The sequence below is a fragment of the Mesorhizobium sp. M1406 genome (genome assembly GCF_040317555.1).
In the GTDB taxonomy this organism is placed as follows: Bacteria; Pseudomonadota; Alphaproteobacteria; order Rhizobiales; family Rhizobiaceae; genus Mesorhizobium.
This window is the reverse complement of the sequence record NZ_JAMYKW010000002.1, coordinates 1-16646: the sequence shown is the minus strand read 5'-3', so window position 1 is coordinate 16646 and position 16646 is coordinate 1. Positions and strand designations below refer to the sequence as shown.

General features: G+C 64.0%; 11 protein-coding genes. 9 read left to right on the top strand and 2 right to left on the bottom strand.

What is annotated here, in order from left to right:
- Window positions 1–22: 22 nt before the first annotated feature.
- Window positions 23–2512 carry a mechanosensitive ion channel family protein gene (locus NKH03_RS02560; RefSeq protein WP_352867438.1) on the bottom strand — a complete coding sequence of 830 codons (2490 nt, stop codon included), beginning with the start codon at window positions 2510–2512 and terminating at the stop codon, window positions 23–25.
- A gap of 207 nt (window positions 2513–2719) precedes the next feature.
- Here NKH03_RS02560 and NKH03_RS02555 point away from each other — a divergent pair, with 207 nt between their 5' ends.
- The 4 genes from NKH03_RS02555 to NKH03_RS02540 are packed head-to-tail and all read left to right on the top strand — an operon-like array spanning window position 2720 to window position 7870.
- Entirely contained in the window at window positions 2720–3979 is a 1260-nt protein-coding gene (locus NKH03_RS02555) for a sarcosine oxidase subunit beta (RefSeq protein ID WP_352967199.1), read from the top strand.
- A gap of 9 nt (window positions 3980–3988) precedes the next feature.
- A complete protein-coding gene (locus NKH03_RS02550) occupies window positions 3989–4300 on the top strand; it encodes a sarcosine oxidase subunit delta (RefSeq protein ID WP_352867434.1) in 312 nt (103 codons plus the stop codon).
- Window positions 4297–7290: a sarcosine oxidase subunit alpha gene (locus NKH03_RS02545; protein ID WP_352967001.1), complete on the top strand. Its 2994-nt coding sequence runs from the start codon at window positions 4297–4299 to the stop codon at window positions 7288–7290. Before NKH03_RS02550 ends, NKH03_RS02545 begins: the two co-directional genes overlap by 4 nt.
- Window positions 7283–7870: a sarcosine oxidase subunit gamma gene (locus NKH03_RS02540; protein ID WP_352967000.1), complete on the top strand. Its 588-nt coding sequence runs from the start codon at window positions 7283–7285 to the stop codon at window positions 7868–7870. The genes NKH03_RS02545 and NKH03_RS02540 overlap by 8 nt, the downstream gene beginning before the upstream one ends.
- A 163-nt stretch (window positions 7871–8033) precedes the next feature.
- Here the strand turns inward: NKH03_RS02540 and NKH03_RS02535 are convergent, their stop codons facing one another.
- Window positions 8034–8738: a nitroreductase gene (locus NKH03_RS02535; RefSeq protein WP_352867427.1), complete on the bottom strand. Its 705-nt coding sequence runs from the start codon at window positions 8736–8738 to the stop codon at window positions 8034–8036.
- 202 nt (window positions 8739–8940) lie between these two features.
- On the opposite strand from NKH03_RS02535, the gene NKH03_RS02530 reads away from it, so the two are divergent.
- The 5 genes from NKH03_RS02530 to NKH03_RS02510 are packed head-to-tail and all read left to right on the top strand — an operon-like array spanning window position 8941 to window position 16502.
- On the top strand, window positions 8941–9504 hold the full coding sequence (locus NKH03_RS02530; protein WP_352966999.1) for a helix-turn-helix domain-containing protein: 564 nt from the start codon (window positions 8941–8943) through the stop codon (window positions 9502–9504).
- A gap of 21 nt (window positions 9505–9525) precedes the next feature.
- Complete coding sequence (locus NKH03_RS02525) at window positions 9526–11979, top strand: GcvT family protein (RefSeq protein ID WP_352966998.1); 2454 nt, start codon at window positions 9526–9528, stop codon at window positions 11977–11979.
- Window positions 11976–12881, top strand: a complete 906-nt coding sequence (locus NKH03_RS02520; RefSeq protein WP_352867421.1) for a homocysteine S-methyltransferase family protein — start codon at window positions 11976–11978, stop codon at window positions 12879–12881. The genes NKH03_RS02525 and NKH03_RS02520 overlap by 4 nt, the downstream gene beginning before the upstream one ends.
- On the top strand, window positions 12874–14055 hold the full coding sequence (locus tag NKH03_RS02515; protein WP_352966996.1) for a pyridoxal phosphate-dependent aminotransferase: 1182 nt from the start codon (window positions 12874–12876) through the stop codon (window positions 14053–14055). Before NKH03_RS02520 ends, NKH03_RS02515 begins: the two co-directional genes overlap by 8 nt.
- Window positions 14052–16502 (top strand): GcvT family protein, encoded by a 2451-nt coding sequence (locus NKH03_RS02510; protein ID WP_352966994.1) that lies wholly within the window; start codon window positions 14052–14054, stop codon window positions 16500–16502. The genes NKH03_RS02515 and NKH03_RS02510 overlap by 4 nt, the downstream gene beginning before the upstream one ends.
- Window positions 16503–16646 lie beyond the last annotated feature (144 nt).

The window sequence follows — 16646 nt, the reverse complement described above, 5'->3', positions numbered from 1 at the left end:
GTCCGAGCGCGTCAATCGGCACCTAGTCGGGATCGGGCTTGCGCAGCTTGCGCCCTGTCTTGGCGGTCCGTTTCGCTTCGGCCGCGGCTTCCAGCTTGGCCTGCTCCTGTTCGGCGAAGTCGGCCTCGATCTTGTCGTCGTCGGTCGGCCAGGCTTTGGGCTTGTGGGCATCGACGACGGCGCGCGGCGTCGATGGAATTTCGATGTGCTCGCTGCTGAATTTTTCGAGCACGGCAAATCGGATGTCGTTCTGCGCGATGTTGCCGTTCATCACGTCGGCCAGGAACACGCGGATCTCGAATTCGAGTGCGGCAGGCCCGAAGTTGGAAAACAGCACGAAGGGTTCGGGGTTTTTCAGCACCATAGGATGGCCGCGTGCGATGTCCAGCAGGACGGCATGAACCTGCTTGACGTCGCTGCCATAGGCGACGCCGACCTTGATGTCGACGCGGCCGAGCTTGTTGCGGTGCGTCCAATTGCCGACGGCGTTGTTGATCAGGTTCGAATTGGGCAGGATGACCGATTGCCGCTGGAAGGTCTCGATCTCCGTGGCGCGCACGCTGATTTTCTTCACGGTACCGCTGACATCGCCGGCGACGATCCAGTCGCCGACCTTGAACGGCCGCTCGGCCAAAAGGATCAGGCCGGAGACGAAATTGGACACCACATTCTGCAGGCCAAAACCGATACCGAGGGAAAGAGCGCCGGCGACCAGCGCCAGACTGGAGAGGTCGATGCCCGCCGCCGATATGCCGACCAGTGCCGCCAGCGCGACGCCGGCATAGCCGACCGCCAGCCGGATCGAATTGCGAACCCCGGTATCGACCTTGCCGCGCGCCATCACCGAACCGTCGAGCCAGCCCTGGAACCAGCGCGTCAGGAAATAGCCGATGATGAAGACGACGATGCCCGAAAGGATGCCGGTGACCGAAATCGTCACCGAGCCGAGATTGATCCCGGTTGCCAGTTTGTAGGCCCAGGCCTCGATATCGCCGGGCTGGAAGCCCCACATCAACAGGATCAGCGGCAGGAAGACCAGCACGATCATCACATTGATGGCGACGCTGACGACGAGGCCGAGCTGGTCGAGTGCGGTGTCCTCGTAGCTCGAATTGGCCGACAGCCAGCGTCCGACGGAGGTGTCGGCGAAAGCGCCCTCCTCGCCGATCGCCCGCGCCGACAGGAAGCCGATATAGGCGGTGATCAGCGCGGTGCCGGTGACGACGACCTGTAGCGAGACGAACAAGGCGAGGCCGATATAGCCGAGCAGCGCGGCGACGATGGTGAAAAGACCGAGCGCGAGCGATGTATAGCGCAGCCATGCCGGCCACGGCCGCCAGCTTCCGTCACGCGCCTTGAACGGCCTCAGCATCGCCATCAGGATCAGGATGATGCCGACGATGATGGTGGCGCCGAAACTGCGGGCGATGGTCAGCGACAGCGGCGAGCCCATCTTGTCGTTGATCACCGACAGGAAATAGTTGACGCCGATGACCACGGCCATGGCTGTCGTCAGCCGCACCAGCCAGCGCGCCGGCCCCGTCTCGACGGGAATAAGGCGCCAGTTCGGCAGCCGCGGCTCAAGCGCCGCATTGGTCAGCCGGTTGACGCAGAACACCACGCCGATGACGGCCGCGAGCGCATTCAAGAAGAGGCCGATGTCGCCGCGCAACACATTGTAATAATTGAAAAAGAACACCGTGGAGGCCAGGAACACGCCGACCGCCAGCGTCGGCAGCAAGGTAGACCAAAAGGCCACCGATAGACGGCTGAGATAGGATGGATCTTCATTGGCGGGGTCGGCTTCGAACACGCGCCCGAACAGGCGCCTGCCACCGACCAGCAGCACCAAAGCCAGCCCGAGCGCCACGAAGGTAGCCGCGAGGATGGCCTGGAACTTGAACTTGAAGGCGAAGCTCAGCCAGGACGACACGGCCTTGTAGAAATTGCCGAATTCGTCCCTGGCGTCCGAAAAAACCTGCGGGCTCAGCGCGTCGGACAGCACGTAGCGCTTGGTGAGCACATTGCGGAACAGCTCGCTGCGCATGTTGCCGATCTTGTCGATCAGCCCGCTGATGCGGATCGACAAGGACTGGGCTTGCGAGATAACGGCGTTGATCTCCGCCTTTTCCGATGTCAGCGCCTGGCGTTCGCCGCTGACGATATCGGGCTCCGGCGGCTGGCCGGCGGCGGGCGCGGGCCCGATCTGTTCAAGCCGGCTGTTGATCTCGCCAAGGCGCGTGCGGAAGGCCAGCGCGCTGGTCAGCGATTGGCGCGACAGTTCCTCGAGCTGCAGCCGGATATCGACGAGGCTGCCATCATCCTCGGCGTCCTGCTGGATCTGCTTCTCGAAATTGTCGGTCTTGGTCGTCAGCCCCTGAATGATCTTCTGCTGGTCGGCGACCAGTCCGGCTGGCGCCTGGCCAAGCCCTTGCGCCGCCGCGTCGAACGACAGCGTCGCCGAAACGACAAGCGCGAGAATCAAAATGAGGCGAAACAATCGGAAGATCATGATTTTGACGGCGACTCACGGGCGGCGAGGCAATTTGAAAGCCTGTCCTTGATAAAGACGGCCATATCACGGGGCAAGCCGTCGCAGTCATCGCTGGCCCATCCGATCACACAGGCGTCGGCCAGTCGAAAGGCAATGGCGCAATATTGGCTTTGCGGATGCGGCCTGCTCTATAGTCTGCCGCATCGCCCGAACCGGATGACAATGATGGCAGAGTACTCGGCCTTTTCGCTGCTCGCGAACGCGCTCAAGGGAAACAAGGACTGGAAGCCGGCCTGGCGCAAGCCGGACCCGAAGGCATCCTATGATGTCGTCATCATCGGTGGCGGCGGTCATGGGCTGGCCACCGCCTACTATCTCGCCAAGGAACACGGCATCACCAATGTCGCTGTGCTGGAAAAGGGCTGGCTCGGCTCAGGCAATGTCGGCCGCAACACGACGGCCGTGCGCTCGAACTACCTGCTGCCGGCTAACACCCGCTTCTACGAACACTCGATGAAGATGTGGGAGAACCTCTCGCACGAGCTCAACTACAACGTCATGTTCTCGCAGCGCGGCTGCCTGAACCTGGCACACACGCCGGCCCAGTTCGACGACTATGCAAGGCGCGGCAATGCCATGCGCCATCTCGGCGTCGACGCCGAGCTGATGACGCCGGCGCGGATCAAGCGCCTGATACCGGCGCTCGATATCTCCGACAGCGCACGCTTTCCGGTGGTCGGCGGCCTGATGCAAAGGCGCGCGGGCACCGCCCGTCACGATGCGGTGGCCTGGGGGTACGCGCGCGGCGCCGACCGACGCGGCGTCGACATCATCGAGAATTGCGAGGTCACCGGCTTCCTGCGCGATGGCGACAGCATCACAGGCGTCACGACGTCGCGCGGCGACATACGCGCCAAGAAGGTGGCTGTCGCGGTCGCCGGCAGCACCGGACGCGTCATGCAGCTGGCCGGCATCGAGAGGATGCCAATCGAAAGCCATGTGCTGCAGGCCTTCGTCACCGAATCGCTGAAACCCTTCATCGATACCGTCGTGACGTTTGGCATGGGCCATTTCTACATGTCGCAGTCGGACAAGGGCGGTCTCATCTATGGCGGCGACATCGACGGCTACAACAGCTATGCCCAGCGCGGCAATCTGCCTATCGTCGACGAAGTGATGAGCGAGATGCTGGCGCTGTTCCCGGGCCTTGCCCGCGTTCGCATGCTGCGCTCCTGGGGCGGCGTCTGCGACATGTCGATGGACGGCTCGCCGATCATCGTCACCGGCCCCCTGCCCGGCATGTATCTCAACTGCGGCTGGTGCTATGGCGGCTTCAAGGCGACGCCGGCTTCCGGCTGGTGCTTTGCCTGGACCATCGCCAAGGACCAGCCGCACGATCTCAATGCCCCCTTCACGCTCGACCGCTTTCATCGCGGCCTGGTGATCGACGACAAGGGCCAGGGTGCAAACCCGCGGCTTCATTAGGAGCATTCCGTGCTGATCACCTGCCCCTATTGCGGCCCGCGCGACGTCATCGAGTTCACCTATCAAGGTGACGGCAACCGCGAGCGTCCCGACCCCGCCTCGCAGAATTTCGAGGCGTGGAACGCCTACGTCTATGACAGGCTGAACCCGGCCGGCGACCACAACGAGATCTGGCAGCATTCCGGCGGTTGCCGCGCGCATCTGAGGGTCGTGCGCAACACGCTGACGCATGAGATTTTGAGCGTCGCCTTCATACGGGGTGATCATGGGCGCGGCGATCACACCTCGGCCGCGCGCCGCAAGGCGGAGGGCAAGTCATGAGCCCGCGCCGCACCGACATCGGCGGTCGCATCGACCGGGTGAAAACCATCCGCTTCACCTTCGACGGCGCGCCCTATACCGGCCATGCCGGCGATACGCTGGCATCGGCGCTGCTGGCCAAGGGCGTCACCCTCTTCGGTCGCTCGTTCAAATACCACCGCCCGCGCGGCCTGCTGACGGCTGGCGTCGAGGAGCCCAATGCCCTGGTGACGGTGCTGAAGGGCGAGGTCCGCGAGCCCAACATTCCGGCGACCATGGTCGAGATCCATGACGGGCTGGTCGCCATCAGCCAGAACCGCTTTCCCTCGCTTGCTTGGGACATCAACGCCGTCAACCAGCTCGGCGGCAAGATCCTATCGGCCGGCTTCTACTACAAGACCTTCATGGGACCGGCGTTCGGCCCGCTGAAGGGCACGCGCTTCTGGATGTTCTGCGAACATTTCATCCGCCGCGCCGCCGGTCTCGGCAGCGCCGGATCGGCGAAGGACCCGGCCCGCAACGAGCGCATGAACGCCTTTTGCGACGTGCTGGTGGTCGGCTCCGGCCCGGCCGGACTGATGGCCGCCAAGGCCGCCGCCGATCAGGGCGCGCGCGTCATGCTGGCCGATCTCGAGCCGCGTTTCGGCGGCTCGGCCAACTGGTCCGACGAAACGATTGACGGTGCGCCGGCCGCCGATTGGGCCCGCCGCATCGTCGCCCAGCTCGAAGGCCGCGACAATATCCGGCTTTTACCGCGCACCACGGTGTGGGGCTATTACGACAACAACACGCTTGCCGCGCTCGAACGGGTCAGCGACCACAAGGAGCAGCCCGGCAAGGGCGAGCCGCGCCATCGTTACTGGGCGATACGCGCCAAATCCGTGGTTCTGGCCACCGGCGCTTTCGAGCGGCCGCTGGTATTCCCGGGCAATGACCGGCCAGGCGTGATGCTGGCGCATGCCGCCGAGCGCTATGCCAACGAGTTCGGCGTGCTGCCGGGCGAGCGGATCGCGTTGTTCACCAACAACGACAGCGCCTATCGGGCGGCGGTCGCCTTGAAGAAAGCCGGAGCCGCGGTCGTCGCCATCGCCGATATCAGGCCGGAGCTTTCGCCAGAGATGCGCAAGCTGGCCGCAGAGGCCGAGGCAGAGATCTTCGCCGGCCATGCCGTCGTCGCCACCGAAGGCGGCAAGGCGCTGTCCGGCCTCAAGCTGCAACGCTTCGACATGACCAACGGCGCGCTCATCGGCGACGCACGCAGCATCCATGCCGATTGCCTGCTGATGTCCGGCGGCTGGTCGCCGACCATCCATCTGGCCAGCCAGGCCGGCGCCAAGGCGGAATGGAATGCCGCGCGGCAAGCCTTCCTGCCGCCGAAGCCGACACAGAAATGGATCGGCGCCGGCGCGTTCACCGGCAGTTTCTCGACGCTCGAAGCACTCGCCGAAGGCCGCGCCGCGGGCCTTGCCGCCGCCGGCGGGCAGAGCACACCGTCCGTGCTGCCGACCGTCGAAGCCGTACCAGGCGATCCCGATCCGGCTCCGGTGTTCGAGATCAGGGCCAAGGGCAAGAGCTTTGTCGACTTCCAGCACGACGTGACAGCAGAGGACGTTCGGCTGGCGCACCGCGAAGGCTTCGTCTCGGTCGAGCATCTGAAGCGCTACACCACGCTCGGCATGGCGACCGACCAGGGCAAGAGTTCCAACGTCCCCGGCCTTGCCATCATGGCCGAAGCGCTGGGCAAGCCGATCCCCGAGGTCGGCACGACACGCTTCCGGCCGCCCTTTGCGCCGGTTTCGATCGGCTCGCTGGCGGCGGAGCGTTTTGGCGACCTGAAGCCAGAGCGGCTGACGCCGATGCATGACTGGCATCTCGCTAACGGCGCGACCATGTATTCCGCCGGCCTCTGGTACCGTCCGATGATCTACGGCCTTGCCGGCGAGACAATCGAGCAAGCCTATGTCCGCGAGGCCAAGGCGACGCGCGAGACCGCCGGCATCGTCGATGTCTCGACACTGGGCAAGATCGCCGTGCAAGGGCCCGACGCCGCTGCGTTCCTCGATCGCGTCTACACAAACATGTTTTCGACGCTGGCCGTCGGCAAGGCTCGCTATGGCCTGATGCTGCGCGAGGACGGCCTCGCCTTCGACGACGGCACCACCTGGCGCCTCGGCGAGCAGGATTTCCTGATGACCACCACCACGGCCAACGCCGGCAAGGTGATGCAGCACCTGGAATATTTCCTCGACGTGATCTGGCCGGACCTGAAGGTCCACGTCACCTCGGTGACCGACGAATGGGCGGGCGCCGCGATCGGCGGGCCGAAGGCCAGGGAGATCCTTGCCGCTTGTGTCACCGGCACATCGGTCGACAATGCCACCTTGCCGTTCATGGGCATCGTTCGCGGCGAGATATCGGATGTGCCGGTGATGATTTGCCGGCTCTCCTTCTCCGGTGAAATGGCGTTCGAGGTCTATTCCGGCGCCGGCCATGGCACGCATGTCTGGGAAGCGCTGATCGAGGCCGGCAGACCGTTCGGTCTGGTCACCTACGGGCTCGAGGCGCTGGGCACGATGCGCATCGAAAAGGGCCATGTCACCGGCGCCGAGATCGATGGCCGCACCACTGCGCGCGATTTGCATCTCGACTGGATGCTGTCGAAGAAGAAGCCGTTCATCGGCTCGGCGATGATGGACCGCGAAGGCCTGATAGCGGCTGACCGGCTGGAACTGGTCGGCCTGATCGCCCTCGACAACCGGCCGCTCAATGGCGGCGCGCACATTGTCGAAGAGGTTGACGAGGCCAATCCGCACGGCTCGATCGGCCACATCACCGCGTGCTGTTATTCGCCGGCACTCGGCAAGCATATCGCGCTGGCGCTGGTCAAGGGCGGCAAGGCACGGCGCGGCACGCGCGCCCATGTCTCCGATCCCTTGCGCAACCGGTTCGGACCGGTCGAGATCGTCTCCAACCACTTCTTCGATCCGGACGGGAGCCGCATGCATGGTTGAGCGCCAATCGCCCCTCGATCCGGAATTTCATGTCGGCTCGCACGGCAATTTCGAGCACGGCGTCGAAATCATCCTGACCGAGATGCAGCCGGGCTCGATCGTACAGCTCGCCGCCTGGCCTGGCGAGGAGAAGAAGCTGATATCAGCCATCCGAACCGTCACCGGGCTTGCTCTGCCCGATGGCGCCGGCGGCGGCTTGAGCGACGGCGTGAAGTCGGTATTCGGCTTCGCGCCGGGAAAGTTCACCGTGGCCGACGAGGCCGAAGGGTTGGCCGCTGCCTTTGCCAAGGTGGTCACCCCGGCCATCGGTACGATCACCGACCTTTCGCATGGCCGCACCGCCATCCGCATTGCCGGGCCGAAGGCCGAATGGGTGCTGGCAAAGTTCTTCGCCATCGACTTTTCGCTGCCGGCCTTTCCGGTCGGCGCCGGTCGCTCGACCGCCCATCACGATGTCTTCGCCCAGATCCAGCGCACCGGCGCCGACCAGTTCGACATCTATGTCTTCCGCTCGTTCGCGCGGTCGTTCTGGAAGGCGCTGTGTCACGCGAGCGAGGAAGTCGGCTACGAGGTGCAGTAGACTCCGCCCTGTCGGCTACGACTGCTGCACGACGGCGCGCCAAAAGCGGACAACCGCCACCAGCTCGTTCATTGGACGCTCCACACGCAGGATGACTTCAGGTTTCGTTCTGTTTGGGCCGCGGCATAGAGCGTGTCGCTCAAGGCGCACCCGGTTTCCTTGCTTACTCGCTGAACGTCACCCACTCTTCCAGCGGCACGCGGTCGGTGCGGAAGGTGTTTTCCGGTTTGGATATGTCCTCATGGCCAAGCGCCATGCCGCAGACGACGATCTCCTCGTCGGGAATGTTGAGCACCGGCCTGATCTGCCGGTGGTAGGGTGCAAACGCTGCTTGTGGGCAAGTGTGCAAACCCCTGCCCCGCGCCGCGACCATGATGTTCTGCAGGAACATGCCGTAGTCGATCCACGAGCCCTGGTTGAGCCGGCGGTCGATGGTGAAGATCATGCCGACCGGCGCATCGAAGAAGACGAAGTTGCGGTCGTGCTGGGCGCGCATCTTGTCGACCTCGCGGCGGCCGATGCCGAGCGCACCATAGAGGCCGAAGCCGTTGGCGCGGCGGCGGGTCAGATAAGGCTCGAAGAACTGGGTGGGATAGTAGCGGTATTCGTCCCAATCGGCTTTTTCGGCGCGAATTCCGGAATTGAGAATGGCGTCGGTGATCCGCTGCTTGGTCTCGCCCTTGGTGACGTAGACCTTCCATGGCTGCATGTTGGTACCGGACGGAGCGCGCGCCGCAACCGCCAGAATGGCGCGGATCGTATTGTCGTCGACCATGTCGGGGAGGAACGCGCGCACCGAACGGCGCGACAGAATCGCCTCGTCGATAATCTCGGCTTCGCTCGCGATTCGAGTGTTGTTTTCCAGCATGGGCCGTCCTTACCCTCGTCTCGACCAGACGTCCCCACTCGCCGTTCGTGCCCGAGCCTTTGCATGAACCGTCAAAATCGTGCAAGCAAATCTTCTGCATCTGTGAAAATCCACTTGATTTTTTCATGCGCTTGACTTCTCATGAAATTTATCTGGAATTTTTCACGAAGTGAGCCCTTTGCCTTCGCCTGCCGCAAGAACATTGCAGGGACCTGACGAACGCGTGCTGGCCGGCGATATCAGGGCCTTGCGCAAACTGCGTGGTCTGACGCTGGCAGAGATCGGCCTGAAGCTTGACCGTTCGGTCGGTTGGGTCAGCCAAGTCGAGCGTGGCTTGTCGACGCCATCGCTCAGCGACCTCAGGGCCTTCGCCGAACTGTTCGGCGTGCCGATCAGCCTGTTCTTCAGCCATGACGTACCTGTCGAAAGCGAGCGCGGCGTGGTTGTGCGCGCCGGCAGGCGCCGCACGCTTGGCACAAGCGAATCCGGCCTGGTGGAGGAGCTTCTGTCGCCCGATCTCGGCGGTAGCTTCGAGATGGTGCGTTCGGTCTTCGCACCGGGCGCGGAACTGAAGGCCGAGGCGCAGCGGCCGACCGAGGAAGCCGGATACGTCGCGTCCGGACTGTTCGACATCGAGATAGCAGGCGTCTGGCATCGGCTTGGCGAGGGCGATTCCTTTCGCTTCGAAGGCAAGCCTTACCGCTGGCGCAATCCGGGGGCCGAGCCGGCAATTGTCATCTGGGTGGTTTCGCCGCCGGTCTATTGAGTTAAAGTTTGGGAGAAGAACATGGCGGGTTTGCCGAGCACGGCGCGCGTGGTGATCATCGGAGGCGGTGCCGTCGGCACCTCCTCGCTCTATCATCTCGCCAAGGCGGGGTGGACCGACTGCGTGCTTCTGGAAAAGAACGAGCTGACCTCCGGCTCGACCTGGCATGCCGCCGGCAACGTGCCGACCTTCTCCTCGTCCTGGTCTCTGATGAACATGCAGCGTTATTCGACCGAGCTTTATCGCGGGCTGGCCGACGCGGTCGACTATCCCATGAACTATCACGTCACCGGCTCGCTGCGCCTTGCCCATGCGAAAGAGCGCATGCAGGAATTCCAGCGCGCCAAGGGCATGGGCCGCTATCAGGGCATGGACATCGACATCGTCGGCGTCGACGAGATCAAGCGGCGCTATCCCTTCATCGAGACGCATGATCTGAAGGGCGCGCTCTATGACCCGAGCGATGGCGACATCGATCCGGCGCAGCTCACCCAGGCGCTGGCCAAGGGCGCGCGCGACATGGACGCGAAAATCATCCGCTTCTGCCCGGTCACAGGCGTGCGCCGCGAGAACGACGAGTGGGTGGTTGTAACAGCGCAAGGCGAGATCCGCTGCGAGATCGTCGTCAACGCCGCCGGCTACCGCGCCGCCGAAGTGGGCCGGATGTTCGGCCGCGAGGTACCGATGATGGTGATGAGCCATCAATACATATTGTTCGAGGAGATCCCCGAACTGGCGGCGTGGTCGAAGGAACAGGGCAAGAAATTGCCGCTGCTGCGCGACGTCGACACCTCCTACTATTTGCGCCAGGAGAAGAACGGCATGAATCTCGGCCCTTACGAGCGCAATTGCCGCGCGCATTGGGCGACCCACAATGATCCGATGCCGGAGGATTTTTCCTTCCAGCTGTTCCCCGACGATCTCGACCGGCTGGAACATTATCTGGCCGACGCCGTCGCCCGCGTGCCGATCCTTGGCACGGCCGGCCTGTCCAAGGTCATCAACGGGCCGATTCCCTACACGCCGGACGGCAATCCGCTGATCGGCCCGATGCCCGGCGTTCCCAACGCCTTCGAGGCCTGCGTCTTCACCTTCGGCATCGCCCAGGGCGGCGGCGCCGGCAAGGTGCTGGCCGAATGGGTGACTGAAGGCCAGACCGAATGGGACATGTGGTCGTGCGATCCGCGCCGCTTCACGTCCTTTGCCTCGGCGCCGGACTATTGCGTCGCCAAGGGCATGGAGATCTATGGCAACGAATACGCCATCCAGTTTCCGCGTCATGCCTGGCCTGAAGGCCGCGACCGCAAGCTGTCGCCGATCCACGATCGTATCAAGGCGTTCGGCGCGCGCTTCGATGCCTATAATGGCTGGGAGCGCGCCACCTGGTACGCGCAAGACGGCGACGATGTTTCGGAGGAAGCGACGCTGACCTTCCGCCGCGACGGACCGTGGCAACACCGCGTGCGCGAGGAGTGCCTGGCGGTGCGCGACGCCGCCGGCATCCTCGACTTGCCCGGATTCTCGCGCTTCAACCTCGACGGCCCGGGCGCCGCCGAATGGCTGAGCCTGCAGGTCACCGGGCTGGTGCCCAAGCCCGGCCGCATCGGCCTCGTCTATTTCGCCGATGACAAGGGCCGCATCGTCACCGAAATGTCCGTCGTGCGTCACGACGAGAATTTGATGACGCTGATCACCGCGGCGGTCGCGCAATGGCATGATTTCGAGTGGCTGAAATCGCGCATGCCCAAGGATGCGCCTTTCAGGCTGATCGACCGGACCGAGGAATTCTCCACCCAGATCCTGGCCGGACCCAACTCGAGGAAAATCCTCGCCGATATCTGCGATGCCGACCTCGCTCTGCCGTGGCTGACGCATCAGGAGACGAAGATCGCCGGCCGCTGGGCGAAGCTTGTGCGTGTCTCCTTCGCCGGCGAACTCGGCTGGGAAATTCACACCAGGGTCGACGACACCGCCGCCCTCTTCGACGTGGTCTGCGCTGCAGGACAACAGCACGGACTGAAGCCGTTCGGCATGTATGCGCTGGATTCGCTGCGGCTCGAAAAGGGCTACCGCACCTGGAAGGGCGACCTGTCGACCGACTATTCGATCCTGCAGGGTGGGCTCGAGCGCTTTGTCAAATGGGATAAACCCGACTTCCGCGGCAAGGCGGCTTTGCTGAACGAGAAGCAGCAAGGCGTGAAGAAACGTTTCGTCACGCTGGTCGTCGAAAACCCCGGCGACTGCGACGCTCCCTACATGTCGACGCTGTGGCATGACGGCCAGATCGTTGGTGAGACGACGTCGGGCGGCTGGGGCCACCGCGTCGACAAGTCGATCGCGCTCGGCATGCTGCGCGCCGACCTGACCGAACCCGGCACGACCGTCGAGGTCGAAATCTTCGGCGAGCGTTTCCAGGCGGTCGTGCAGAAATACGAGCCTCTGTGGGATCCGAAGAACGAGAGGCTGCGCGCATGAAGAAGGTTATTCTCACCGATGGCGGAATGGGACAGGAACTGGTTCGCCGCAGCCAATCCGAGCCGACGCCGCTTTGGTCGGCCAGGGTCCTGATCGACGAGCCGGATCTGGTGCGCGACCTGCACGCGGAATTCATCCGTGCCGGTGCCCGGGTCATCACCATCAACACCTATTCGGCGACGCCCGAACGCCTGGCGCGCGAGGGCGCGGAAGACCTCTTCAAGCCGTTGCAGAAGCGCGGCATCGAATTGGCCAGGCAGGCTCGCGACGAGGCCGGCGACGCGGCGATCGCCGGCTGCCTGTCGCCGCTTTTCGGCAGCTACGCGCCGGCACTGACCATTTCCTTCGAGGAGACGCTCGACATCTACCGCCGCATCGTTGCCGAGCAAGCGGATAGCGTCGACCTGTTCCTGTGCGAAACCATGGCGTCCGCCGAGGAGGCGCGCGCGGCCGTCACCGCGGCGTCGGAAAGCGGCAAGCCGGTATGGGTGTCGTGGACGCTGGCCGATCACGGCAAACCGCGGCTGCGCAGCGGCGAGGCAATAGCCGCCGCGGCAAGCGCGCTCGACGGCCTCGCAGTCGCGGCGCGGTTGGTCAATTGCTGCCGGCCGGAAGCGATCGCCGCGGCCTTGCCCGAGCTGATCGACCTCGGCGGCCCGATCGGCGCCTATGCCAATGGCTTCACCTCTACCGAGGCACTCAAGCACGGCGGCACAGTCGATGTGCTGCATGCTCGTCACGACCTCGGCCCGGATGCCTATGCCGATCAGGCGATCGGCTGGGTGGAGGCTGGCGCCAGCATCGTTGGCGGCTGCTGCGAAGTCGGACCGCCGCATATCGCCGCTCTGCGCGACCGGCTCGAACACGCCGGCTACGAAATTTCAGGAGTTTTGCATGCCTAGACCATCATCGCGCATTTCCGGCATCGTGCCTTCGGGCAAGGACGGCTGGGAAGTCCATTTCGCCGCCTGGACGCGCAAGGAGGCCGGCGACGACATCATCATGCTGTCGGTCGGCGATCACGACTTCGACACACCTTCGCAAACGATCGAAGCCTGCGTGGCCGCGGTTCGCGGCAGCAATCATCACTACACCCCGCTTCCCGGCCTGCCGCGCCTGCGCAAGGCGATGGCGGCAGCCTCGAGCGCCTGCACCGGCGTCGAGACGTCGCCGGATCAGGTCATCGCCACACCGGGCGGCCAGGCCGCACTCTACGCGGCCGTGCAGGGCGTGCTCGACCAGGGCGACCACGCCATCGTCGTGGCGCCCTATTACGCCACCTATCCCAACACGTTCAGCGCCGCCGGTGCCAGTTTCACCGTCGTCGAAACGCCCGCCGAAGACGGCTTCCAACCGCGTGCCGAGACGATCCGCGCGGCGCTACGACCGAACACGCGCGCCATCCTGATCAACACGCCGAACAACCCGACAGGTGCTGTCTATTCGCGCGAGCGGCTGGAGCAACTGGCCGAGGTTTGCCGGGAGCACGACCTCTGGCTGCTGTCGGACGAAGTCTACTGGACGCTGGGTGTCGGCGAACATGTCTCGCCGCGCTCGCTGCCAGGGATGGCCGAGCGTACGCTGGTGATCAATTCCATGTCCAAGAGCCACGGCATGACCGGCTGGCGCATGGGCTGGCTGACTGGTCCGGAGGCGATGATCACACTGCTGATCAACCTCAACCTGGTGACGACCTATGGCTTGCCGGCCTTCATCTCGATCGCCTGCGCCGAGGCACTGGAGAATCGTTACGGCGTCAAGGAGATCGCCGAGCGCTACGCCGCGCGCCGCACCGTCCTGCTCGATGCGGTGCGTGGCATGAACGATGTCACCGTGCGCGGTTCGGAGGGCGGCATGTATGTCATGCTCGACATCTCAGCCGTCGAACCGGACGACGAGAAATTCGCCTGGGCCTTGCTCGACAAGGAAAAGGTTGGCGTGATGCCCGGCTCCAGCTTCGGTGAGGCGGCCGCCGGGCACATTCGCATCAGCCTCTGCCAGCCGGAGCCCGTGCTGCAAGAAGCAGCGCTTCGGCTGCGCCGTTTCGCTTCCAGCTATCGTCGCGAGGCCGCATGACCGCCAAGGCCATCCCTGCCAAAGCCCGCGCCGTCATCATCGGCGGCGGCGTCTCCGGCTGTTCGGTCGCCTATCACCTGGCCAAACTCGGCTGGACCGACATCGTGCTCCTGGAACGCAAGCAGCTGACATCGGGCACGACGTGGCACGCCGCCGGCCTGATCGGCCAGTTGCGCGGTTCGCAGAACATGACCCGGCTGGCGAAATATTCAGCCGACCTCTACGCCAAGCTGGAAGCCGAGACCGAAGTCGGCACCGGCATGCGCCGGGTCGGCTCCATCACCGTGGCGCTGACCGAGGAGCGCAAACACGAGATCTATCGGCAAGCGTCGCTGGGGCGCGCCTTCGATGTCGATGTCCGCGAGATTTCACCCAATGAAGTCAGTGAGATGTACCCGCATCTCAATGTCTCGGACGTCGTCGGCGCCGTGCATCTGCCGCTCGACGGCCAGTGCGACCCCGCCAACATCGCCATGGCGCTGGCCAAAGGCGCGCGCCAGCGCGGCGCCACCATCGTCGAGAATGTGAAGGTCACCAAGGTCCACACCAAGGCCGGTCGCGTCACCGGCGTGTCCTGGGCGCAAGGCGAAGAACAAGGCACCATCGAAGCCGACATCGTCGTCAACTGCGCCGGCATGTGGGCGCGCGAACTGGGCGCCCAGAACGGCGTCACCATTCCGCTGCATGCCTGCGAACATTTTTATCTCGTCACCGAACCGATCCCCGGTCTGGGTCGGCTGCCGGTGCTGCGCGTGCCCGACGAATGCGCCTACTACAAGGAGGACGCCGGCAAGATGATGCTCGGCGCCTTCGAGCCGGTGGCAAAGCCTTGGGGCATGGATGGCATCCGCGAGGATTTCTGCTTCGACCAGTTGCCGGAGGACATGGAGCATTTCGAGCCGATCCTCGAAATGGGCGTCAACCGCATGCCGATGCTGGCGACCGCCGGCATTCACACCTTCTTCAACGGTCCCGAGAGTTTCACGCCCGACGACCGCTACTATCTCGGCGAGGCGCCGGAGCTGTCCGGCTACTGGATGGCGACCGGCTACAATTCGATCGGCATCGTCTCCTCCGGCGGCGCCGGCATGGCGCTGGCGCAGTGGATCAATGACGGCGAAGCCCCCTTCGACCTGTGGGAAGTCGACATCCGTCGCGCCCAGCCGTTCCAGAAGAACCGCCGTTACCTCCGGGAGCGCGTCTCCGAAACGCTCGGCCTGCTCTATGCCGACCATTTCCCTTACCGACAGATGGCGACGTCGCGCAATGTCAGGCGTTCTCCCCTGCACGAGCATTTGAAAGCGCGTGGCGCTGTCTTCGGCGAAGTCGCCGGCTGGGAGCGCGCCAACTGGTTCGCCCGCGAGGGCCAGGAGCGCGAATACCGCTATTCCTGGAAGCGCCAGAACTGGTTCGATAACCAGCGCGAAGAACATCTCGCGGTCAGGAACAAGGTCGGCCTGTTCGACATGACCTCGTTCGGCAAGATCCGTGTCGAGGGCCGCGATGCCTGCGCCTTCCTGCAAAGGCTCTGCGCCAACGACTTGGACGTGGCGCCGGGCAAGATCGTCTACACTCAGATGCTCAACCAGCGCGGCGGTATCGAGAGCGACCTGACGGTCTCGCGGCTGTCGGAAACGGCCTTCTTCCTCGTCGTCCCAGGTGCAACACTGCAGCGCGACCTCGCCTGGCTGAGAAAACACCACACCGACGAATTCGTCGTCATCACGGATATCACCGCTGCCGAAAGCGTGCTCTGCCTGATGGGACCGGATGCGCGAAAGCTGATTCAGAAGGTGAGTCCCAACGATTTCTCCAACGAAACCAACCCGTTCGGCACGTTCCAGGAGATCGAGATCGGCATGGGCCTAGCCCGCGCCCACCGCGTCACCTATGTCGGCGAGCTCGGCTGGGAACTCTATGTCTCGACCGATCAGGCAGCCCATGTGTTCGAAGCGATCGAAGAGGCAGGAGCGGATGTCGACCTGAAACTCTGCGGCCTGCACACACTGGATTCCTGCCGCGTCGAAAAAGCCTTTCGGCATTTCGGCCACGACATCACCGATGAGGACAACGTGCTGGAAGCCGGCCTTGGCTTCGCCGTCAAAACGGCCAAGGGCGACTTCATTGGGCGTGATGCCGTGCTGCGCAAGAAGGAAGCCGGACTGAGCCGTAGGCTGGTGCAGTTCCGCCTGAAAGACCCGCAACCCCTGCTCTTCCACAACGAGGCGATCCTGCGCGACGGCGAGATCGTCGGTCCGATCACATCAGGCAATTACGGCCATCATCTCGGCGGCGCCGTCGGACTGGGCTATATCAAGTGCCCGGGAGAGAGCGAGGCGGATGTGCTGGCCTCATCCTACGAGATCGAGATCGCCGGCGAGCGTTTTGCGGCGGAAGCATCGCTGAAGCCGATGTACGACCCGAAGTCGGAGCGGGTGAGGATGTAGTGCGCAGTCCTGTCCTTCTCCCCTTGTGGGAGAAGGTGGATCGGCGCGCAGCGCCGAGACGGATGAGCGACTATCTGGGGTGTCAAGTTGCATTTGCGAAATCGATGCGCGCGTCGCGTGCTTTTGCATTGAGAATGACGAGCA